Origin of the sequence: Massilia sp. DD77, from assembly GCF_036961685.1 — a bacterium.
In the GTDB taxonomy this organism is placed as follows: Bacteria; Pseudomonadota; Gammaproteobacteria; order Burkholderiales; family Burkholderiaceae_D; genus Telluria.
Genome location: NZ_JBAMDH010000002.1, coordinates 16,114 through 38,027, shown reverse-complemented (window position 1 = coordinate 38,027; position 21,914 = coordinate 16,114). Strand labels below are relative to the sequence as shown.

Genomic DNA, 21,914 nt, shown 5'->3' with positions numbered 1-21,914 from the left:
CCGTGCCAGGCCTTGCAATGTGGCTAAGCGCTTGAATTCAAAGGAGGAACAGGGAGGGGAGACACTGTCCGCGCTGTCCGCGCCAGGCTGTGCGGACAGCGGCGGACAGCGCGGGACGGCCGCCGGACGCGGCCGATGGGAGTAGGGAAGGGCCGCCGGACGCGGCCGATGGGAGTGGGAACGGCCGCCGGACGCGGCCGATGGGAGTAGGGAACGGCCGCCGGACGCGGCCGTCGAGGGTCAGCTCTGCGGGTGAACGACCTTGACGTTGCCGTCGACCGAGGACTTGTCGATGTAGCCGATCGCATTGCGGTCGGCTGCCAGCGCCTTCTTGACGGCGGCGTCCGACGGGTAGGTCTTGGGACGGATGCCCTTGCCCGAGAATTCCAGCTTGGCCCAGACCGCCTCGTACTGCGGCGACTTCTTGGACACGACTTTTTCGAGGAATTCGCGCTGGGTTTCCGAATCCTTGGCCTGGTCGATGGGGGTCAGGTCCTTCGACTTGCCCAGGTAGAGTTCGCTGATCTGTTCCTGGGTCAGGGCCGATACCGGGTTGGCGGCGTTGACCACGACGACGACTTGGGCGTTGGCGCTCGCGGCGCACGCCAGGCCTGCGCACAGCGCTGCATGGATGAGATGCATCTTCATTGTTATTCCTAAATGTGGTGATCAGAACAGGCGGTCGTAGGACAGGCGGATCACGTTGGCGTTGTCGCCGAAGTTACGGGTCGTGTCTTCGAAGCGGTCGACCTGGGCCTTGATGCTGCTGCGCGCATCGACGTCGTAGCGCAAGGTGAACGAGGCGCGCTGGTAGCTCTGCGGGTCATAGAGCTCGAGGTCGCTGGTCTTCTCGGTATAGCGGGCGAAGTTGATGAACGGCGTCCAGTTGCCCCAGCGGTAGCCGGCGCCGATCGTGAACGCCGGCGCGGCCACCTCGTAGTCGCCGAAGTCGCGGGTCAGGCGGGTGACTTCGCTCAGGATGAACCAGTCGTCGAAGTCCAGGTTGGCGGCCAGGCCGTAGGCGCGCAGGCGGGCGAAGCTGTCCATCTCGCCGCTCGGGCTGCTGGTCTCGACCTTCGACTGCAGGTAGACGCCGCGCACGGTCAGCGGGCCGCGGCTGACTTCGAGGTCGGCGCCGACGATGTTGTTCCAGTTGACCTTGGTGTCTTCGGGGCTGTACAGCTTGTAGTACTTCGATTCCTTCACGGTTTCCTTGCCGCCGAAGACGCCCGCGTTGAAGGTGGCGCCGGCCAGCTTGCCCTTGTAGCGCGCGCTGCCGCCGTTGTAGTTCACCGCTTCCCAGCCATAGAGTTCGGGCGGCACGCCGATCCACGGATAGGCCGAGCCGACGTCCTGGAAGTCGGAGTAGTAGTACAGCGGAATGCGCTTGCGGCCGACCTGGAATTCCCAGTTCTTGTCGAGTTCGTAGGCCGCATAGGCCCATTCCACGGAGGGCTTGGGCTCGGTGCCGCGCACCACGACCTGGGTGACGGCGCTGAGTTTGTCGGTGAAGCGGTAGCTGGCCTGGATGCCGGCGCGCGATTCGGGTTTGAACGACAGGTCGCCGTCGTAGACGCCGGCGGTGCTCCAGTCGGCGATCCAGCACGGGCAGGGGTGGCCGTCCATGACGGTGATGCCGCGGTAGTCCGGCGACAGCGAAGCACCGAAGGTCTTGCCGGCGACGATGGAAGCGAAGCCGCTCAGCTTGAACGGCGATGCCGCTTCGTTTTCCTCGGCGGCGGAGGCCGTGAACGAGGCGCCGAGCAGGGCGGCCGCGACAACGGGGAGAACGCTCTTCCACTGGCGGAGCTTGGAAACAGCCATGTTGATATCCTTTGATCGGTGCGGCGACAGCGCACCTATGAGGTAGACGGAAAAGAAAGCATGAAGAAGCGAAGCCTTGAACGTTCGCTATATGCAGGATGAATTGTAGAAAAGGAGGGAAGGCGAAAGAAGTGAAATCTTTACTTGCATCACTTTCCGTTGCCGAGTGGCAACGGAAAGTGATGAGTTGAGCAAGAAAGAGCGAAGAAGCCTGCGTGAACGGCTTATTTGAGAGGCTTCTGTTTCTGGCCGTACTTACCGATGATCTCGCCCTTGGCCAGGATGTGGCCGCGCATCGCCTGCAGCAGCTGGTCGCGGTCGGCTCCAAAGGGCAGGTCGAGCACGGTGTCGAGCGCGTACACCTGGAAATGATAATGGTGGGCCAGGTCGCCGACCGGCGGCTTGGGACCGAACCAGCCGATCGAACCGCGTGTAGTGCGGCCCTGCAGCACGCCATCCGGATCGGTCAGGCGCGGCTGTTCCTGCAGGCCTTCCGGCAGGCTGGTGACGCTGGCCGGGATGTTCCAGGCCAGCCAGTGCACGAAAGGCGTGACCGGCTTGCTGTCCGGGTCTTCCATCACGATGGCATAGGACTTCGCATTCGGCACGGCTTTCCAGGACAGCGGCGGCGAGACGCCGTCGGCGTATTCGCTGAAGCGGACGTCCAGCTGGCCGCCGTCGCGGAAGGCGGACGAACTGAGCGCGAGCTGGCCCTTGGCCTCGGTTTCCGGGCGCTTGTTCGCCAGCGGCACGCCATTGCCCTTGTTCGCCTGCTCGCGCATCGGTCCGGCCGGCGGGACGGCGTTGCCCACCGCCTCGGTCTTCGGCCCCGTGTAGGCGATGCGGTAGATGACGCCGTTGGCGTCGTCCGCCATCAGCAGCGCGCCGTCCTTGGCGAAGGCCAAACCGACCGGACGCGCGATATGGGTCTTGCCGCCGTCGGTCAGGAAGCCTGTGACGAAGGGCTCGACCGACTTCGGCTGGCCGTTGGCGTAGCGTACCCGCACGATCTCGTAGCCCGAGGCCGGGTTGCGGTTCCACGAGCCGCGCATGGTCACGAAGGCGTCGCCGCGGAACTCGGCCGGGAACATGTCGCCGGCGGCGAACACCATCTGCATCGGCGCCGCATGGGCGGTATAGCCGAGCACCATCGGCTGGCTGCGCGCCTTCCATTCTTCCTTCTTGATCTCGCCCGGCGGCGTGCTTTGCGGGTAGATCTCGCCCGCACCGTAGACGTGCGGCCAGCCGTACTGCTTGCCCAGTTCGAGCTTGTTGAGTTCTTCCGGTTGCTGGTTGTCGCCCAGGAAGTCGATGCCGTGGTCGAAGCCCCAGAATTCGCCGGTCTGCGGATGCCAGGCGAAGCCGATGGTGTTGCGCAGGCCGCTGGCGAAGATGCTGCGTTGCTTGCCGTCAGGCGAGATGCGCAGCATGGTGGCGTTTTCCTGGTTGCTCTCGTTGCAGGCGTTGCAGGTGCTGCCCACGCTCAGGTAGAGCATGCCGTCGGGGCCGAAGGCCATGCTGCGGTTGGGGTGCTGGCCGGCGTCGGGCAGGTCGCCGGCCAGCAGCTCGAGCTTGCCCAGGCGGCCGTCAGGCCCGATCCCGGCCGCGAACAGCTCGCGCGCCGTGGTCAGGTAGAGCTTGCTGTCGCGGATCGCCAGGCCATGGACGCCGGCGCGGTTGGCCACCGTGACGGGGGCGCCGTCGGCGCGGCCGTCCTTGTCGGCGTCGCGCAGCAGCAGCACGTCGCCCTGGTCGCGCCGGCTCAGGTAGATGTCGCCGTTCGGCGCCACCACCAGGATGCGGGCGTTCTTGAGGCCGGTGGCGAAGGGCGTGACCGTGAATCCCTGGGGCGCCTTGATGCCGCGCAGGCGCTCCGCGGTCGGCTCCACCTTGTTCGGCTTGAAGACGTTGACACCGTTCGAGACCTGGGTGCCGTCGCCCTGCTGGGCGGCGACCGCGCCGGATGCGAGATACAGCAACAGGCTGGGGAGGACTGCGGGCAGGAGTGCGGGCAATGCGCGTTTCATCGGGGCGTCCTTTCTTCATCGTGTGGGGGAGACAGCCCGGCCATCGTGCCAGAGCGGCGAGCGGCGGTTTGTGAGGGAACGTACATAGACAGAGCGGGCGCAACTGCTGGAGCGGGAGTAATGACCCGCCTGTTAGTTTCTTGTGGGATACAAATGATGCGTGTCGGAATTTCTTACATTCGCTTAAGAAGGATCGAAATGCCTCCTTGCAAATCAAATACTTGCAGTACTGGCACGTATATTGCTACATGTAAATTTGTCTTTCTTTAAATATAACCTGGATAGAGACCAAGAAAAATGAATCGACCACTCGCACAATTGTTCAGCACCGCAGCCCTCGGCCTGGCGTTCATGCTCCCGGCCTCGGCGGCCATCGTCACGACCAACACCGCCGTCACCGGCACCGGCCCGCTCGGCCAGCAGTGGAGCGCCACCTGGACCGGCAGCGACGCCTATGGCATGGGTTCCGACCTGACGGTCGGCGGCGACAAGCTGAGCTACGATTTCCAACATCCAGGCCATGCGGGCATGGGCGTGCCGGGCCAGACCTACGTGTTCTCCACGACCGCGCAGAAAAACGGCAACCTGTCGATCAACGTGGACCTGTCCTCGTTCGCAGCCTGGTTCCAGTCGTACACCACGATGTCGATCTGGGAAGGCTCGACCAGCAATGCGACCGAGTTGACCGGCAATACCTGGGGTGGCGTGGTCTCGAAGACCATCGACCTCGACCTGACTGCCGGCGAAGCCTGGGGTTTTATGGCGACGGGCGGCAACTATGACGGTACCGGCATCCTGACCGGCTCGTTCACCGTGACCGCGGCCGACGTCCCGGAACCCGCCTCGCTGGCGCTGCTCGGCCTGGGCGCCGCCGGCATGCTGGCGCGCCGCCGCAAGAAGGCCTGAGCACGGCGCGTATGCCGCCGGGGGCGATCCCGGCGGTGCTGAAAAAAAATGCCAGTCAGACGAATGACTGGCATTTTTTTTGATCCTTTTGATCGCTGCCGCCCCGCGTACATCACGCGTGATGCAGCGCGGCCAACGCCGGCTGGTCCAGCATCGCGTAGGGATAGATGCCGCGCCGGTGGCCGTCGGCAAAGACCAGGTTGAGGGCGTAGGCGCCGACCGGCTCGATGGCGGTGATGCGCGGCGCTTCGCCCGGCACTCGGCACAGGGGATCGTCCAGCGCCGCAATCAATGCACCGGAGGCGTCAGCCAGTCCCAGCTTGCCGAGCGTGGTGGCGGCTTCCTCGCGCACCTGCCAGGCGGCGGCGTCCGGCGCGGCCAGCAGCGCCGGCAGGACCGCGCCGCTGCCGGCGTAGATGTCGTGCCCTTCCGGCATCGGCAGCACATAGGTGCCCATGTGATGCACCTTGCGCATGGCATAGTCGCCGGGTTTCGTCCTTTTCGGACTTGACGCCCCAGCTGTCCAGCGCTTCGATCATGGCGTAGCTGTTCTGCGCATAGGCGATCACGGTCTTCCGGTTGACGATGCCGTCGTTGGCGACCGTGATCTCCTTGACGTACTGCTCGGGCGTGGCGAAGCCCGGCACCACGGCGTTGTTCAGGCCATCCATGCCCATCGAGATGGCGCCGCTGCGCTTGACGTTGGCTTTTTCCAGCAGCAGGACACGCAGGGCCGGCTCCGCTTCCTTGGCCCTGACCGCGGCCATCGGGCCGGCGGTGCCGCCGCCGATCACCAGCACGTCAACGATTTGCACTTGGGCTTCGCCGCGCACGTACAGGTATTCGAAATCGAGCGGCTCGCCACCGGCCGTCCAGGTGAGGCGCTCGATGCGCAGCAGGGCCGCGGCGGGCGCCACTGACAGGGCCGCGGCAAGTTCTGCGTCGGCATTCAGGGCGCCGATCTGGAGGTCGGCATGGCCGAGGGCGATGCCATAGTCGCTTTCCAGGATCAGGAAGACGTCGCGTTCGGCCAGGTTCTCGGCGCGCAGGCGGCCGCCGACGGCGGCGCTGGCCGGGATCTCGCGTTGCGACAGTACCAGGTTGACGATCCGGTGTCCCTTGCCCGCCACCTTGACGATCAGCCCTTCGTTCTGCAGGTCGCCCAGGGCCTGGCGCACGATGATGCGGCTGACGCCGAACATCGCGCCGATCTCGCTTTCGGCCGGCGGGCGCGTGTCCTGGCCGCAGGTGCCGTCCAGGATGCGTTCGCGCAGCTGGGAGTACAGCGGCACCGGAGAGTGTTCAATGGCTCGGAAGGATGGCATTCGCAAGTCCTGTCATGACGGGTGATGATCTTGCGAAGATGGTATCGATGGGCTGGCGTGACGGGAACGAATCTCTTCGTGCTACGACATACGGAAAACGCCTGAGTCGGTGGCCGCATATCGATATGCGTCCACCGGTTCGGTTGACGGTTACTCCAGCACGCGCAGCGCGTCGGCCAGGCGCAGGTCGTGCATCTGGTCGAGATAGGCGTCGAGGTAGCCCTTGTGCGAGGCGCCGACCAGCACCAGGGTGCGGCCGCCCCGGCGCGCGTTGATCACCTCGCGCAGATTGGCGGCCATGCGCAGGTTGCGCGTTTCCCAGTAGCCGACGTAGTCGCGTCCATAGCCTTGGGGCGAGGGTTCTTCCAGGGCCGCGCCGAAGTCGTTGTCGAACACGAGCCGCCACTGGTCGGGCGCGTTGAAGCCGCGGTACATGGCCAGCACGCCTTCCTGCGTGCCGAGGCGCGCTTGCAGGGCGGCGTCGAGCTGCTTGCGCTTCGCCCCGGCGGGGTTGTCCCAGGCTTTCATGAGCGCCGCGCCGTAGCGCTTCTGCTCCGCTTCGTCCTTCATCGGCTGGTCGGCGGTATGGTCGTCGAAGGCGTACAGGCGCTCCAGGCCCAGGCGCGCCGCCAGCGGGGCGGCGATCAGGTAGTCTTCGCGGCGTTTCACGCGCAGCTTCTCCAGCGCCGCGACCAGGGTGGCGTCCAGTCCGTCGCCGCTGCGGCGTTCGGACTCGGGCAGGCGCAGCCACTGGACCAGGGCCGATGCCGGCTCGCCGCCCGCCAGGAACAGGGCCGCCAGGCGCCGCCGCTGGGCGGGCGAGGGCGCTTGCGGCCAGGAGGCCAGCATGGCCTCGGCCTGCGCCGTGGCGGCGGGGACGTCGAGGCCGGTCGCTGCGCGTGCCGGTGCGGTGTCCCAGCAGTAGTCGTCGACCGTCTCCCGGTAGCGGTGGGGGAACTGGCGCAGGAAGGCGCACTGCGGGCCGGACAGCGCCTCGATGGCGATCGCCTGCGGACGCCAGCGCGCCAGCCGTTCGTTCAGCGGGCCGAGGCCGGACGGCTGGAAGACAGGCGGCAGCTGTGACAGGTGGGGCGTGCCCAGGACCAGGACTTCGTTCTGCGGGCCGTTCTTCGGGCCCTTCAGCTTGCCGGGTTCGAAGTCTGCTGCCTGTGTACCGAGCGCAAGCAGCAATCCGACGAGTGAAGCGAGAGGCCGCCGCATGAAATCTCCTGTCCGTGTGAATGAACGCCAAGCCTACATCAGCTGCAGCTGGAAGCAGGGAAAATCGGATATGCACACGGTGCGGCTGGCTTGGAGAAGTGCTTGGCCGCGGCATCGGTCCGTCGACTAATATGGCCGTCATCTTGGCGTTCCGATGGCGGCCGTGTACGTCCACTATCGGCCCAGGCTGTGTAAAAACGTGAAGAAAATTCGACAACGAAAAAATAGACCTCTCAGAACGGCCGCTACGCGATTTTCTCGAGGTCGGGAAGGGTCTCCCTACCCATAGCAATTTCGAGATTTGGCGTTTTTACACAGCCTGGACCGATACCAGACGTTCAGAATGGCTCAGTGTATGGTCTTGTCGGGGTCACGACAATAAGGAACTTCTCAGGCCCCCTCAACTGCGGGTGGTGACATGCGCCGCGCGCAAGGGCGTCCAGCCGAGCGAGGCCGCGATCAGGCGGCGGTAGCGGGTGTCGATATGGGCGGGCGTACGGCGCACGTATTTCTCCGCCTCGGCGCGTTCGGCGCCGTGCAGGCTGTCCAGCATCGCCACCGTTTCCTGCGCCGTCGGCACGCGGCCCTCACTTCCCGCCGACTTGGGCGGCAGGGCGGTCCAGACAGCGGCGTCGATGCGCTGCTCCCGCAGCCAGGCCGCGATGCGTTCGTCACTGCGGGCCCCATCGGCGGAGGGCAGGCTGCCGATCCAGTCCGGCCGCTCGGGCGTGATCTTTTCACGCGCGCTCAGCATGGCGCGGGCCATGTCCAGGTCCTGCGTGGCCAGGTAAGCCCAGTAGGTCGGCATGAGGCGGGCGCCTTCGCACAGCACCAGCGCCACCTCGGGACTGTCGTCGCTCTTGCGCACGAATTCCAGCGGCAGGCGCGGGCCGCCGGGATGCCAGCCGGAGGCCAGGCGCAGCGCTCCCGGCTTCCAGAGCAGGGAACCCCAGGCGATGCAGACAATGTTCATGGCGCGCTCGCAAACCGAAAACGACAGTCTAGTCCGCCACCCGGAAACGGCGTGCACGGGTGTGCAGGCCCCTCACAGCCGTACTGGCGCCAGGACACCTGAGGTACAATCTGGAAACGTTTTTCTTCTGCTTCGGTATCCACCATGACGCCTGACGAGCCTGCCACACTCCACGCGCTGCGCCGCCGGCAGGTGCTCAAGGGCGCCCTGGCCGCGGCCGCGCCTTTGGCACTGCCGTCCGCCCCGGCCGGCGCGGCCAGTGCGCACAAGCCGCTGGTCGTCGGCGGCCTGCCCGTCACCTGCAACCTGACCCTGCCGATCGCCTGCCAGGCCCGCATCGCCGTCAACGCGAAATCCGGCGCCGGACCCTCGCCCTTCGCCTACGCCAAGTTCAGCGGCTGGCCCGAGGTCAAGGAGTCGCTGATGACGGGCCGCATCCCGGCTGCCTACATGCTGGCGCCGCTGGTCATGGACCTGGTCGACAGCCGCATCCCGCTCAAGATCGTTTCGCTCGGCCACCGTTCGGGCGCGGTGATCATGGTGCGCACCGATTCGCCGGCGCGGTCCTTCCGCGACCTGCGCGGCAAGAGCATCGCCATCCCCAGCCGTTTCGCGGTCGACTACCTCTTCCTGCGCAAGATGCTGGCGCGCGCCGGCATGACGCCCAAGGACATCACCCTGATCGAGATGGCGCCGCCCGACATGCCGGCCGCGCTGTACGCGCGGGCGGTGGACGCCTACTGCACCGGCGAGCCTTTCGGCGCGGCGGCCCAGCGCGCCGGCTATGCGCGCCCGCTGGCGATGACGCGCGACGAATGGCGCAACTACATCTGCTGCGTGCTCACCGTGCGCGAAGACCTGATCGAGTCGAACCCCGCGCTGGTGCAGGACCTGGTCAACCATATCCAGGCGGCCGGCGACTGGCTCGACAAGGGACCGGCGAACCGCGACAAGGCGGCCCTGATCGCGTCCAGCCGCACGTATTTTGGCCAGGACCCGAAGATCATCAAGTTCGTGATGGACAATCCCGAAGACCGCGTGACCTACGGCGACCTGCGCCTGATCCGCGCCGAGTTCGACGAGTTGATGCAGCTGTCGGTCGAAGCGAAGACGCTCAAGCGCCCGGTGGCCTACGAGCGCTACGTCGACGAACGTTTTTACAAGAACATCAAACCGGTGCCGATTCCGCTGTGAAGACCTTATTGCTGTCCTTGCTGCTGTGTTGCAGCCTGGCCCACGGCCAAACCCTGAAATCCGGCGTATTCGAGCCGCCGCGCGCCGCGCCCGAGATCGCGCTGCCGGCGTCGACCGGCAAGCCCTTCAAGCTGTCCAGCCTGCGCGGCAAGGTGGTGGTGCTGGAATTCGGCTACACCCAGTGTCCCTACGTCTGCCCGGTGTCGCTGGCCTCGCTGGCCCAGGCGCGCACCCTGCTGGGGGCGGCGGCGGCCGACGTGCAGGTGGTGTTTGTCACGGTCGACCCGGAGCGCGACAGCACCAGCCACCTGCGCAGCTACCTGGCCAGGTTCGACCCCAGCTTCATCGGCATCGGCGGCACGCCCGAGCAAATCCAGGGCGTGCTGAAAGACTACGGCATCAGCGTGAGCAAGCAGCTCGTCGAAGGCAAGGCCGGGTACCAGCTGGGCCATTCGTCCTACCTGTACTTCGTCGACCGGCGCGGCATGCTGCGCGCGCTGATGCCCTTCGGCCGCCCGGCCGCCGACATCGCGCACGACCTGGCGATCCTGTTGAAGAAGTAGGGCGTGAGGACCTTGCGCCGCCTCTGGCCCCTGTGGCTGACACTCGCTTGCGTCTTGCTTGCGCTGGCCTGGGCCATGTTCGCGCCGCTGGCGGCGAACAGCCGCGACAAGCTGTTCGAGATCCCGGCCGGCACCTGGGAGCGGCGCATGAAGGGCGACAAGCGCGACATCCTGCCTTCGACCATCCGCCTGACCCAGGGCGTGCAGGACGTGCTCCTGCTGCGCAACAAGGACACCGTGCCGCAGGTCTTCGGGCCGGTGCTCATCATGCCGGGCCAGGACTTCCGCCTGCCCTTCGAGACCGTCTCCGAAAACGAGTTCAATTGCACCGCCCACAGCAGCGGCTCGATGAAGGTGATCGTCGAACCCTACCCGGCCCCCGGCCTGGCGCGCCTGCGCTGGCGCCTCGACCGATTGACCGAGAAAAGCACTTCAGTGGATAACATCAGTGGATAAATTCGTCGACTACCTGAAACGCGGTTGGCCCGCGCTGCTGCTGATCGTGGCCCTGGTGGCCGTGTGGCACCTGGCCGTCGCGCAGAGCCAGAGCCTGATCTTCCCGACCCCGGGCCAGGTGCTGGCCGGCACCGTGGAGCTGGCGCAGAACGGCACCCTGTGGGAGCACATCGGCGCCTCCCTGATGCGCGTGACCGTCGGCTTCCTGCTGGCGGTGGCGGTGGCGGTGCCGGTCGGCCTGTGGATGGGGCGCGTGGACCGCGTCTACCACACGCTCAACCCCTTGTTCCAGATCCTGCGGCCGATTTCGCCGATCGCCTGGATTCCGCTGGCGATCCTGTGGTTCGGCGTGGGCGACGTGGCGCCGGTATTCCTGATCTTCCTGGCGGCGGTGTTCCCGATGATCGTGCAGACGGCCAACGGCGTGCACACCATCGAGCAGCGCTACCTGCATGCGGCCATGAACTTCGGCGTCTCGCGCCAGAAGATGTTCCACCAGGTGATCGTGCCCGCCGTGCTGCCGGACATCGTGGTCGGCATGCGCATCGGCCTGGGCGTGGCCTGGCTGGTGGTGGTGGCGGCCGAGATGATCGTGCGCGCCTCGGGCCTGGGCTACATGATCATCGACGCGCGCAACGCCGGCAACCGCTACGACCTGGTGGTGGCGGGCATGGCGATCATCGGCCTCATCGGGCTGCTGCTGGACGTCGTCATGCGCAGGCTGGAAGGACTCAACTCGGTAAGGTGGCGCTATGGCCGTTAAGATTGTTGTCGACGATATCCGCAAGAGTTTTTCCAAGGGCGGCGCCACCCTGCCGGTGGTGGGCGGCATCCAGCTGGAGATCCAGGACGGCGAGTTCCTCGCCATCGTCGGGCCGTCGGGCTGCGGCAAATCGACCCTGATGAAGATGATCTCCGGCTTCGAGCAGCCAGATTCCGGCGCCGTGACGATCGACGGCGAGCGCCTGACGCGGCCCGGCCCCAAGGGCATCGTGATCTCGCAGCACGGTTCGGTCTTCCCCTGGCTGACGGTGCAGGAAAACCTGATGTTCGGCCTGAACGACGGCGAGCGCGCACACAAGGCGCGGCTGGCCGACCACTATGCCGAGATGGTCGGGCTCAAGGGCTTCGAGAACGCCTACCCGCGCGAGCTGTCCGGCGGCATGCTCAAGCGCGTGGAGATCGCGCGCGCCCTGGTCGTCAAGCCCGAGATCCTGTACATGGACGAGCCTTTCTCGGCCCTCGACGCGCTGATGAATCTGCGCATGCGCAACGAGCTGCTGCGCATCCTGCAGGAGGAGCGCCACACCGTGGTCCTGATCACCCACGACGTCGAGGAAGCGCTGTACCTGGCCGACCGCATCGTGGTGCTGTCGCCGCGCCCGACCACGGTGCAGGCCAGCTTCGCCGTCACCCAGCCGCATCCGCGCAAGGTGTCCAGCCCCGAGTTGCAGGAGATGAAGGAGGCGATCCTGGGCCAGCTGGGGCTGAGCGTCTGAGTTCGCCGCCGTCAGCTTGTCGCGCCTGGGCGTAGCCGGTCTCCTCCCGCCGTATTTCGTCGCATGGGGAATGCATCCGGCCGCCGCCTGGGCCATACTGCCTCCATCCATAGGAGAGCAGATGATTACTGAAAGCAATGCGGACCAGCCGCTCGGCGCCAGGATGCTGTTGCGGCGTGTCGCGGTCGCCATGGCGGTGGCCATGGTGGCAAGCATTCCGCTCAGCTTCGTGTGGAAGTCGCCGATGACGCTGGTGTTCCGTGCGGCCATCCTGGCGCTGATGGGGGTGCTGATGTTTTCCCTCCTCGAGCGCTGGCCGCGCCGCCTGCCCAGGCCGGTGGGGCGCTGGGCGCTGCAGGTCGGCGGCGTGGCGCTGGTCATGCCGCTCGCGACGCTGGCGATCTATCTCGCCTCGACCGGTTCCGGCACGCCGCCCTTCTGGACAGTTCACGAGCGGCTGTCCGGGTTCATGCTCCTGACCATGGCAGGCTTGCTGGCGGGGTCGTGGACTGCGCTGGTGGCGCTGATACGCCAGAAGGACGCGCTGGCGCGGCACCAGGCGCTGGCCTTCGACCTGGAACGCAGCGAACTGGCGCGCCAGGCCCTGGATGCGCGCATGAAGCTGATGCAGGCACAGGTCGCGCCGCATTTCCTGTTCAACACCCTGGCGAACGTGCAGGCGCTGGTCGACATCGGCTCGCCGCAAGCGCCGGCGGTGTTGCGCAGCCTGACGGCCTACCTGCGCGCGGCCATCCCGCAACTGGACGAAGGCTGCAATACCCTGGGGCAGGAAGTCCGCCTGGTGGAGGCTTACCTGAAGCTGATGCACATGCGGATGCCGGATCGTCTGCGTTATTCGCTGCAGGTCGACGAATCGCTCGTCAATGTGCGCTGCCCGGCGACGACGGTGCTGACCCTGGTCGAAAACGCGGTTCGTCATGGCATCGATCCGAGCGAGGAGGGCGGCGCCATCGACATCAGCATCGAGCGGCGCGGTACCCGCTGCCTGGCCCGCGTCAACGATACCGGCGTCGGCTTCGTCCACGCCGGCCCGCCCGGGACCGGGCTGGCCGGCTTGCGCGAACGTCTTGCACTGACTTTCGGCGGCGACGCGCAGCTGCGCCTGGCGGCGCGCGAACCTCACGGCGTCTGCGCCGAAGTCGAATTCCCGGCACTGGAGAGCGAACCATGCACCACCCCACCGCACTGATCGCCGACGACGAGCCGTTGCTGCGCGATGCGCTGGCGCGCCAGCTGGCCGAGGCCTGGCCCGAGCTGCGTATCGTGGCGCAGGCGCGCAACGGCCGCGAGGCCATCGAGCAGTTCGAGGCGCTGGCGCCGGACATCTGCTTTCTCGACGTGCACATGCCGGGCATCTCGGGTGTCGAGGCGGCCAGCCGGATCGGCCGGCGCGCCCACCTGGTCTTCGTCACCGCCTACGACCAGTATGCGGTGCAGGCGTTCGCACAGGGCGCGCTGGACTACCTGGTGAAGCCGGTCGAGATGGCGCGCCTGGCCGAGACGGTGGCGCGCCTGCGGGACCGCCTGGCGGCCGCGCTGCCTGTGGCGCAAACCGAGGCGCTGCTGCAGCAGCTGGCAAGCCAACTGCGGCGCGATGCGCCGCGACAGCCGCTGCGCTGGATCTACGCCCAGGTCGGCCAGATGGTCCGGCCGATCCCGGTCGACCAGATCGACTACCTGCGCTCGGACACCAAGTACACGGCGGTGGCCTGGCACGACAACGGCCAGCCCGCCGAGGCGCTGGTTCGCACCCCGCTCAAGGAACTGCTGGCGCAGCTCGACGGCGACCACTTCGTGCAGGTGCACCGCGCCGTTGCGGTCAACCTGCGCGCCGTCAGCCACATCACACGCGGCAGCGAGACCGCCACCATCCACCTGAAGCGCCGCGCCGAATCGCTGCCGGTCAGCCGGAGCTTCGTGCACCTGTTCCGCCAGATGTGAGCGGGCCGCCGTGTCGTTGCACGAATCGCGCAGGCGAAAAAAAAGCCCGCATTGCGCGGGCTTGAAGACTATTTTCTTGGAGGAGAAATAGTGGAGACAGGTGCAGTATGCTGCGCCGCAAAATATAAATCCAATGATATGTTGTGATGTCTCAAATTAGTTTTTGATATATCTCTAGTAGACCTCGGCCGTTTGCCTGAGGGTGCGTGCAGCCGCCACCATGTTGGCCAGGGCCGGGCGCACTTCCTCCCAGCTGCGGGTTTTCAGGCCGCAGTCCGGGTTGATCCACAGCCGCTGCGCCGGGATGCGCGCCGCCGCCTGGTGCATCAGCCCCACGATGGCTTCCTGGCTGGGGATGTTGGGCGAATGGATGTCGTACACGCCCGGCCCGATCTCGTTCGGGTAGCGGAAGTCGTCGAAGGCCCCCAGGAGCTCCATGTTCGAGCGCGAGGTCTCGATGGTGATCACGTCCGCATCCATGGCCGCGATCGCAGCCAGGATGTCGTTGAACTCCGAATAGCACATGTGGGTGTGGACCTGGGTCTCGTCGCGCACCCCGTTGGCGGCCAGGCGGAAGGCGTCCACCGCCCACGCCAGGTAGGCGTCCCAGTGCGCGCGGCGCAGCGGCAGGCCTTCGCGCAGGGCCGCCTCGTCGATCTGGATCACGCGCACGCCGGCCCGTTCCAGGTCCAGCACCTCGGCGCGGATCGCCAGCGCCAGCTGGCGGCAGGTGAGGGCGCGCGGCTGGTCGTCGCGGACAAAGGACCAGTTCAGCATCGTCACCGGGCCGGTCAGCATGCCTTTCATCGGCTTGCCGGTGAGCGATTGGGCATAGGCGGTCCAGGCCACCGTCATCGGACGCGGGCGCCGGACGTCGCCGTAGAGGATGGGCGGCTTGACGCAGCGCGAGCCGTAGGACTGCACCCAGCCCTTGGCGGTGAAGGCATAGCCCTCGAGCTGTTCGCCGAAATATTCGACCATGTCGTTGCGCTCGGCCTCGCCGTGCACCAGCACGTCCAGTCCCAATGCTTCCTGTTCGCGCACGCAGCGCGCGATCTCGGCGCGCATCGCGGCCTCGTAGCCGGCGGCGTCGAGCTCCCCTTGCCTGAACTGTCGGCGCGCCTGGCGGATGGCGGCGGTCTGCGGGAAGGAGCCGATGGTGGTGGTGGGATAGGCCGGCAGCCGGAGCCGCGCGGCCTGGCGCGCGCTGCGCTCGGCGTGGCCGCTGGCGCGCCGGCCCATGCCTGGTGTGATGGCATCCACCGCGGCGGCCACCGCCGGATTGCGCACGCGGGGCGAGGCGCGGCGGCGGTCGATGGCGGCGGCGTTCTCCACCAGCGTTTCCTGCACCCGGCTGCGGCCATGGTCGAGGGCGGTGGCGAGGATGTCCAGTTCCTCCAGCTTCTGCACGGCGAAGGCCAGCCAGGAGCGGATTTCCGGATCGAGCGCCTCTTCCTGGTGCAAGTCGACCGGCACGTGCAGCAGGGAGCAGGACGGCGCGATCCACAGGCGCTCGCCGATCCGGCGCTGCACCGGCTCGAGCCAGGCCAGGGTGGCGTGCAGGTCGGTCTTCCAGACGTTGCGGCCGTCGATCACACCCAGCGACAGCACCTTGTCCTGTCCCAGCATCCCGATCGCCGGCTCGACTTCGTGCGGCGCCCCGATCGCGTCCAGGTGCAGGCCGTCGACCGGCAGCGCGCAGGCCAGCGGCAGATTGTCTTCCAGCGGGCCGAAGTAGGTGGCCAGCAGCAGTTTGACGCCGCTGCCGCGCAAGGCCTCGTAGGCCGTCGCGTAGGCGCTGCGCCAGGCGCCGTCGAGTTCCGTTACCAGGGCCGGTTCGTCGACCTGCACCCACTCGACGCCCTCGCGCGCGAACCAGGCCAGCAGTTCGGCATACACCGCCAGCAGCTGCGGCAGCAGGGACAGGCGCTCCACGCCATCCTGGGCCTTGCCGAGCCACAGGTAGGTGAGGGGGCCGATGATCACCGGCTTGGCCTTCACCTTCAGCGCGCGCGCCTGGGCCAGCTGTTCCGCCAGGCGGCTGGTGTCGAGCGCGAAGCGGGTGGCGGCGCTGAACTCGGGGACGATGTAGTGGTAGTTGGTGTCGAACCACTTGGTCATCTCGCCCGCCTGCATGCAGCCGCAATCGTGGTCGCGGTCCTGGCCGCGGTCTTGGCCCCCCGAGCGGCCGCGCGCGATGCGGAAGTAGGCGTCGAGCGGCTCCCCATCGTGGGCGTGCGCCCGCCGCGGCACGTTCCCCAAGGTGAAGCTCATGTCGAGCACCTGGTCGTAGAGCGAGAAGTCGCCCACTGGCGCCAGCGAGAGGCGGGCCTGCTGCTGCCAGTGGCGGACGCGCAGCCCGGCGGCCAGTTGCGCCAGCTCTTGCGCGGACGCCTCGCCCTTCCAGTGGCGCTCCAGGGCGAACTTCAGTTCGCGCTGCGCGCCGATGCGCGGGAAACCGAGATTGTGCGTGATGGTCATGATGCCCGTTCGTTGGTAAGTGGATAAGCCCATCATAGGCGAGCTGATTCATGAATAAAATTGGTATGATTTCATGCATCCATTAATTTCATTCATAGTTCAGCCATGCTCGAACGTATTCACCTGTCCATCATTCGTGAAGTCGACCGCCGCGGCTCGCTGACCGCGGCCGCCGAGGTGCTGTGCCTGACCCAGTCCGCGCTGAGCCATACCATCCGCAAGCTCGAGCAGCAGCTCGGCACGCAGGTGTGGACGCGCGAGGGGCGGACGCTGCGCCTGACCCAGGCCGGCGAATACCTGCTCGGCCTGGCCCAGCGCGTGCTGCCCCAGCTCGACCATGCCGAGCGCCAGATGGCGCAGTACGCCCAGGGCCAGCGCGGCACCCTGCGGATCGGGATGGAGTGCCACCCGTGCTACCAGTGGCTGCTGAAGGTCGTCGCACCCTACCTGGCCAGCTGGCCGGCGGTCGACGTCGACGTGAAGCAGAAATTCCAGTTCGGCGGCCTGCAGGCCCTGTCCTCCTACGAGGTCGACCTGCTGGTCACGCCCGACCCCCTGTTCAAGCCGGGCCTGCGCTTCGTACCGGTGTTCGACTACGAGCAGATGCTGGTGGTCGGCAGCGGCCACCGCCTGGCCGGCCGCGAGTTCGTCGAGCCCTGCGACCTGTCGGATGAAGTCCTGATTACCTATCCGGTCGATATCGAGCGCCTGGACATCTACAACGGCTTCTTCGTGCCGGCCGGCTGCGCGCCGCGCGAGCGCAAGACGATCGAGACCACCGACATCATGGTGCAGATGGTGGCGGGCGGGCGCGGCGTGGCGGCGCTGCCGGGCTGGCTGGTGCAGGAATACGCCGCGCGCATGCCGGTGGTGCCGGTGCGCCTGGGCCGTCAGGGCATCGCCAAGCAGATCTTCCTGGGCACGCGCGAGGAGGATGCGGGACTCGACTACCTGGAAGCCTTCGTGACGCTGGCGCGCCAGACCTGACATCTTGTTACAAACAAGCCGCGCCGCCGCGCGCTTGCGCCTTCTCAGCGGCGCGCGGGACTTGTACCATAGCCTCATCGAGCACGTTTTTACGAAAGACCTTCATGCGCACCCCGACTCTCTCCCGCCTTCTCCCCCGTCTTCTCTCCCGCATTCTCGGCCTCGCCGCCTTCGCAGCCGCACTGTCGGTTCCCGCCCAGGCGGACAGCTTCACCTCCTCGGCCTCCAGTGCGGGTTCGGCCTCGTCGGCCAGCATTTCCGATTCGATCAGCGGTTCCAGCACCAGCTCGAGCGACGACGACCGCGTGGCCGCCGGCCAGTACCGCGTGATCAACGTCGCCCAGGCGCCGGGCAAGCCGGGCACTACCCGCATGACCCTGCGTGCGGTGGCCGGTGCGCGCGCGTTCAACCTGGACGTGCCGGACCGCGCCCTGGCCCAGCGCCGCGTGAACGCGGGCGAGCTGGTGAATGTCAAGGAGCGCGTGTACGGCTTCGAATTCGCCTACGCCGACACCCAGCGTCCCTTCTTCCTGGCGCTGCAGGACGAGTGGTACCGCGAACTGCAATCGCATAAAGTCACCGGCTGATGGTCGTCCGCCTGGCCCGGCTGACCCTGGCCGGGCTGGCCCTGTGCGCCGGCACGGGCGCCTGGGCCGGAGTGCCGGCCTTCTGCGAACGCTCGCGCGACATCACGGCCGCCGAGCAGGACCGCGTGCTGCGCTTCGCCGGCGTCGTGAAGCAGGAGCTGGAACGCTCCGGCGCGCGGGTCGCCCTGGTCGCGCGCGCGGGGACGGACCTGAGCCGCTTCGGCCTGCTGTACTCGCATGCCGGCGTCGCCTTGAAGGACGACGCAGCCGGCTCCTGGGCCGTGCGCCAGCTCTACTACGCCTGCGACGAAGCGCGTCCGCGCCTGTTCGACCAGGGCGTGCCCGGCTTCGCGCTCGGGGCGGATGCGCCCGCGCGCGGCCACATGTCGCTGCTGTTCCTGCCCGATGAAGAAGCGGCGCTGCTGGAACGGGCGGCCCTGGACAAGCGCCTTGCGCTGGCCCTTCTGGCCGGGCAGTACAGCGCGAACGCTTATGCCTACGGCACGCGCTACCAGAACTGCAACGGCTGGGTGGCGGAGCTGCTCGCCAGCGCGTGGGGCCGCCTGGACGCCAGGGAAGCGCCGCGCCGGCAGGCGCAGGACTGGCTGCGCGCCCAGGGTTATGCCGCCGGCCCGGTCCGGATTCCCTCGCACGCCTTGATGTTCGCCGGGCAGTTCGTGCCCCTGGTGCACCTGAACGACCACCCGCTGGACGACATCCATGCGCTGGCGCTGCATGTGAGCGTGCCGGCCTCGATCGAGGAGTTCGTGCTGCGCCGGGCGCCGGGGACGCGCCGGGTGGAAATTTGCCATGACGCGCAGCGTATCGTCGTCCGGCGCGACGGGGCGCCGCTCGATGCGGCCTGCACGCCGAAGCCTGAGGATGAAATCGTCGACATCCGGTCCTGAACGGCTCTTCACGCCTCCTGCGGGCAGGACCCGTGGATCGTCATCGACGAGATCAAGCTCCTGCTGGAGCGGATCGAAGGAAAGGCGAAGCGCTAGCCTGGCCTTCCAGCGCGGGCAGGACCTCGTCCAGCCGGCTCGCTTCGCAGCTGGGGATCGCCGGCGACGCATTGACCAGCTTCCCCGGATTGAACCAGCAGCTGTCGATGCCGTAGCGGTTGGCGCCCAGGATGTCCGCATCCAGCCGGTCGCCGACGATGACGGTCTCGTCATGCGAGAAGCTGCGCGCCATGCGCGTGGTGTAGTCGAAGAAACGGCTGTCCGGCTTGGCGTAGCCGCAGGCCTCCGAGGTCGCGACGAAGGACAGGTAGCCGCCCAGCCCCGAGCTGGCGATGCGGCGCCGCTGGATGTGGTCGATGCCGTTGGTGATGATGCCGACTTCGCCGAGCGCGGCGAGCGTTTCGCACAGGCGCAGCGCGCCCTCGACCAGCACCACGGTCTCGGACAGCGATTCCAGGTACAGGCGGCTCGCGGCCTCGGCGTCCAGTTCCAGCCCGTGCCTTGCGAAGGTCTGGCGGAAGCGCTCCACCTTGAGGAAGTCCTTGGTTAGCTTGCCTTCTTCAAAACGCTTCCACAGTCCCAGGTTGATCGCCTGGTAGTCCGAAAAAAGAGCCGCGCCCGGTTCGGGGAATCCGAGTTCGCGCAGCGTGCGGGTGAAGGAGCACTGTTCGGAGGCCTTGAAGTCGAGCAGGGTGTCGTCGAGGTCGAAGAGGAACAGCTTGTATTTCATGGCGCTTGCCGGGCGGGTGAGGGGCCGTCCATGGTAGCACGGCCCTCGCTCCCCGGCCGGGCGCCACCTTAGCCGCCGTAGGGCGTGTAGGCGATGCCGTGCCCGATGATGGTGATCAGGGCATCCTGGTTCTCGGTCGATTCGCTGAAGCTGGTGAGCAGTTCGGAGCGCGTGAGCGCGCCGCGCTCCATGACGTCCACCCAGAAATCCAGGCCCGCCGCGTCGGGCTTGCGGTGCAGGACGTTCTGGTACATCTTCTCGACCAGTTGCGCGTTGGTCGGGGCGGTGCCGAACAGGCCCTTGAATTCCACCGAATCGATGAAGCTGCGCGCGACCTGGTCGAGCGTCATGCCCGCCTCCATGCGCGAGATCCAGTAACCCAGGCCGGCAAGGTCCGGCGTGCGGTCGAACGCCGCCTGGTAGACGCGGTAGGCCATCGCGGCCTTGCCGGTGGTCTCGAAGGTGACTTCCGCATCGGCGAACTTGAGGTGCTCGATGTCGTACAAATGGCTCACCGCGCCGCCGGCGCCGGTTTTGGTCACCTCGTGGCGCCAGCTGGTCTTCGTGAAGGTATAGTCGCGCACGGAGCCGCTGAAGCTGACGGTGTCGAAGCCGCCGTCGCCGTACAGCGTGTCGGACCCGCCCATCCCCTCCAGGACGTCGTCGCCGGCGCCGCCGCGTAAGGTATTGGCGGCGGTCGTGCCGCGAATCTCGTTGTTCAGCGCATTGCCGGTGCCGTTGCGCGCGCTGCCGCTCAGCTGCAGGTTTTCCACCGTGTCCGGCAAGCTGTAGTTGATCGAGGCGGTAACCAGGTCGGTGCCCTGACCGGCGTATTCGAGGACGATGTCGCCGGCGTGGTTGACGAGATAGCTGTCGTTGCCCAAGGCGCCGGCGAGGGTGTCGGCCCCGGCGCTGCCGAGGTAGTGCCCGTCGATTGCCGCCGTGACGAGCGTCGGGCGCGGGGCGGCGAATACATGGAAGACCGCGTGCCTGATCGGCAGGTCCACGTAATTCACGGCCATGTAGGTCAGCATCTCGCCATTGTCCGACAGCTGCGCCGATGCCAGGATGCCGGCCTCGACCGGCTGATCCGCGTTGACCACGCCGATGCCGCCGGTCTGCATGTCTTTCACGAACACGAACTCGCCGAACTCGTCCGCGGGAGCGACTCCCATGCGGTCGGAGGTCCGCAGGGCCACATAGCGTCCGTCGGCGGAGATGCTCGAGATGGTGGCGCCGAAAGGCAGCGGCTTTCCGGACAGGTCTTCGGACACGCGCACGATCGCTCCCGTGTGCAGATCCTTGACGTAGCTGCCGTAGGCGGTGCCGGCGCCGTCGGCGACCAGGTTGGTCGACATCGAGCTGAAGGCGACATAGCGGCCATTCGCGGACAGGACGGCCTCGAAGACGGTATCGTTACCGATGGTGCCGTCGGTGGCGGACTGTACGGCCACGATCTTACCGGTGGCCATGTCCTGGACAAAGTAATCAAACCCGTTGTTCGTATCGCCGGGAACGATGTCCGGTGAAAGGGCCTTGATCATCACCATACGGCCATCGTCCGAGATGCCGGCTGCTTCCGCACCAGTGTAGCTTTGGCTTTTGAGGACGGCCTCGATCTGGCGCGTCTCACCGGTCTGCCGGTCGCGCCACTGCAAGCCGTAGCTGCCTCCCGGCTTTGCCGGGGTTTCTTCGAGCATGTAGCGCCCGTTGGCCGACATCAGGCCGAAGGAGCCCGCCGCGCCGGCTGCGCCGCCCGGGAAAGGCAGGGCCAGGGTGGTCGTGCCGGTGGTGGTGTCGGTCATGTACACGGCGCGTCCAAGCGTCGCGGCATCGCTGACGGTGTTGAAGTAGACCTGGCTGGCGTCCCCGTTCATGCCGATGAAACGGGAATAATCATCGTCCACCACCAGGCCGCCCACCGGCGCCAGCGGGACCACGCTCCCGTCGACCAGGTCGAGCACGACCAGGCCTTCCTTGTACTGGTTACCGAACAGGAAGTAGTCGCTGCCCTCCACGTACAGGACGATGGAGCGGCCGTCGGCGGAGAGGTAGGGACGCTGAGCGTACTTGGGAACGCTCAGGAGGTGGGTGAGAGTGGTGATCGCCATTGTGACTCGGGAATATCAATGAAAAATTTGTCAATGATATCGCGAGCCTCGGGGTGTAAATATCTCCAAATGTCTCTGGTCCTAGGACATCCCATTCCACGCT

21 protein-coding genes are annotated in these 21,914 nt (G+C 66.8%); 11 read left to right on the top strand and 10 right to left on the bottom strand.

The annotated features are described in order from the left end of the window. Positions 1-240: 240 nt before the first annotated feature. The 3 genes from V7778_RS01345 to V7778_RS01335 all read right to left on the bottom strand — a co-directional run bounded on the left by V7778_RS01345 (position 241) and on the right by V7778_RS01335 (position 3,851). Positions 241-648, bottom strand: coding sequence for a hypothetical protein (locus V7778_RS01345; RefSeq protein WP_335551559.1), 408 nt, complete (start codon positions 646-648; stop codon positions 241-243). Positions 649-669: 21 nt separating this feature from the next. Further along, on the bottom strand, positions 670-1,824 hold the full coding sequence (locus tag V7778_RS01340; protein WP_335551558.1) for a hypothetical protein: 1,155 nt from the start codon (positions 1,822-1,824) through the stop codon (positions 670-672). 224 nt (positions 1,825-2,048) lie between these two features. Continuing rightward, entirely contained in the window at positions 2,049-3,851 is a 1,803-nt protein-coding gene (locus V7778_RS01335; protein WP_335551557.1) for a YbhB/YbcL family Raf kinase inhibitor-like protein, read from the bottom strand. Positions 3,852-4,148: 297 nt separating this feature from the next. Between V7778_RS01335 and V7778_RS01330 the strand changes: the two genes are divergently transcribed. Continuing rightward, positions 4,149-4,757, top strand: a complete 609-nt coding sequence (locus V7778_RS01330; protein ID WP_335551556.1) for a PEP-CTERM sorting domain-containing protein — start codon at positions 4,149-4,151, stop codon at positions 4,755-4,757. Between the two features lie 112 nt (positions 4,758-4,869). Here the strand turns inward: V7778_RS01330 and V7778_RS01325 are convergent, their stop codons facing one another. The 4 genes from V7778_RS01325 to V7778_RS01305 form a co-directional block, all read right to left on the bottom strand. After that, positions 4,870-5,016, bottom strand: a complete 147-nt coding sequence (locus V7778_RS01325; protein ID WP_335551676.1) for a gamma-butyrobetaine hydroxylase-like domain-containing protein — start codon at positions 5,014-5,016, stop codon at positions 4,870-4,872. A 46-nt stretch (positions 5,017-5,062) separates the two neighbouring features. After that, complete coding sequence (locus V7778_RS01315; protein WP_442920678.1) at positions 5,063-6,082, bottom strand: UTRA domain-containing protein; 1,020 nt, start codon at positions 6,080-6,082, stop codon at positions 5,063-5,065. 150 nt (positions 6,083-6,232) lie between these two features. Further along, positions 6,233-7,303: a DUF5694 domain-containing protein gene (locus tag V7778_RS01310; RefSeq protein WP_335551555.1), complete on the bottom strand. Its 1,071-nt coding sequence runs from the start codon at positions 7,301-7,303 to the stop codon at positions 6,233-6,235. 400 nt (positions 7,304-7,703) lie between these two features. Next, complete coding sequence (locus V7778_RS01305; RefSeq protein WP_335551554.1) at positions 7,704-8,276, bottom strand: hypothetical protein; 573 nt, start codon at positions 8,274-8,276, stop codon at positions 7,704-7,706. A 144-nt stretch (positions 8,277-8,420) separates the two neighbouring features. On the opposite strand from V7778_RS01305, the gene V7778_RS01300 reads away from it, so the two are divergent. The 7 genes from V7778_RS01300 to V7778_RS01270 all read left to right on the top strand — a co-directional run bounded on the left by V7778_RS01300 (position 8,421) and on the right by V7778_RS01270 (position 13,950). Then, positions 8,421-9,470, top strand: coding sequence for an ABC transporter substrate-binding protein (locus tag V7778_RS01300; protein ID WP_335551553.1), 1,050 nt, complete (start codon positions 8,421-8,423; stop codon positions 9,468-9,470). Continuing rightward, complete coding sequence (locus V7778_RS01295; RefSeq protein WP_335551552.1) at positions 9,467-10,033, top strand: SCO family protein; 567 nt, start codon at positions 9,467-9,469, stop codon at positions 10,031-10,033. The genes V7778_RS01300 and V7778_RS01295 overlap by 4 nt, the downstream gene beginning before the upstream one ends. Positions 10,034-10,036: 3 nt before the next feature. Next, the gene (locus tag V7778_RS01290; RefSeq protein ID WP_335551551.1) at positions 10,037-10,489 is read left to right on the top strand and encodes a cupredoxin domain-containing protein; all 453 of its coding nucleotides are present in this window, start codon (positions 10,037-10,039) and stop codon (positions 10,487-10,489) included. Beyond that, positions 10,482-11,252: an ABC transporter permease gene (locus tag V7778_RS01285; protein WP_335551550.1), complete on the top strand. Its 771-nt coding sequence runs from the start codon at positions 10,482-10,484 to the stop codon at positions 11,250-11,252. Before V7778_RS01290 ends, V7778_RS01285 begins: the two co-directional genes overlap by 8 nt. Further along, positions 11,242-11,988 carry an ABC transporter ATP-binding protein gene (locus tag V7778_RS01280; protein ID WP_335551549.1) on the top strand — a complete coding sequence of 249 codons (747 nt, stop codon included), beginning with the start codon at positions 11,242-11,244 and terminating at the stop codon, positions 11,986-11,988. Before V7778_RS01285 ends, V7778_RS01280 begins: the two co-directional genes overlap by 11 nt. 121 nt (positions 11,989-12,109) lie before the next feature. Continuing rightward, positions 12,110-13,198, top strand: coding sequence for a sensor histidine kinase (locus tag V7778_RS01275; protein WP_335551548.1), 1,089 nt, complete (start codon positions 12,110-12,112; stop codon positions 13,196-13,198). Continuing rightward, complete coding sequence (locus V7778_RS01270) at positions 13,177-13,950, top strand: LytR/AlgR family response regulator transcription factor (protein ID WP_335551547.1); 774 nt, start codon at positions 13,177-13,179, stop codon at positions 13,948-13,950. The genes V7778_RS01275 and V7778_RS01270 overlap by 22 nt, the downstream gene beginning before the upstream one ends. Before the next feature lie 174 nt (positions 13,951-14,124). Here the strand turns inward: V7778_RS01270 and metE are convergent, their stop codons facing one another. Continuing rightward, entirely contained in the window at positions 14,125-16,431 is a 2,307-nt protein-coding gene (metE, locus tag V7778_RS01265; protein ID WP_335551546.1) for a 5-methyltetrahydropteroyltriglutamate--homocysteine S-methyltransferase, read from the bottom strand. Positions 16,432-16,536: 105 nt separating this feature from the next. Between metE and V7778_RS01260 the strand changes: the two genes are divergently transcribed. The 3 genes from V7778_RS01260 (at position 16,537) to V7778_RS01250 (ending at position 18,913) form a co-directional block, all read left to right on the top strand. Continuing rightward, positions 16,537-17,418, top strand: a complete 882-nt coding sequence (locus tag V7778_RS01260) for a LysR family transcriptional regulator (RefSeq protein ID WP_335551545.1) — start codon at positions 16,537-16,539, stop codon at positions 17,416-17,418. 104 nt (positions 17,419-17,522) lie between these two features. After that, positions 17,523-18,005, top strand: a complete 483-nt coding sequence (locus V7778_RS01255; RefSeq protein WP_335551544.1) for a hypothetical protein — start codon at positions 17,523-17,525, stop codon at positions 18,003-18,005. Further along, on the top strand, positions 18,005-18,913 hold the full coding sequence (locus V7778_RS01250; RefSeq protein WP_335551543.1) for a DUF2145 domain-containing protein: 909 nt from the start codon (positions 18,005-18,007) through the stop codon (positions 18,911-18,913). Before V7778_RS01255 ends, V7778_RS01250 begins: the two co-directional genes overlap by 1 nt. 52 nt (positions 18,914-18,965) lie before the next feature. Here the strand turns inward: V7778_RS01250 and V7778_RS01245 are convergent, their stop codons facing one another. Both V7778_RS01245 and V7778_RS01240 read right to left on the bottom strand, forming a co-directional pair. Further along, the gene (locus V7778_RS01245) at positions 18,966-19,700 is read right to left on the bottom strand and encodes a YjjG family noncanonical pyrimidine nucleotidase (protein ID WP_335551542.1); all 735 of its coding nucleotides are present in this window, start codon (positions 19,698-19,700) and stop codon (positions 18,966-18,968) included. Between the two features lie 68 nt (positions 19,701-19,768). Then, the gene (locus tag V7778_RS01240; RefSeq protein ID WP_335551541.1) at positions 19,769-21,811 is read right to left on the bottom strand and encodes a DUF4214 domain-containing protein; all 2,043 of its coding nucleotides are present in this window, start codon (positions 21,809-21,811) and stop codon (positions 19,769-19,771) included. Positions 21,812-21,914 lie beyond the last annotated feature (103 nt).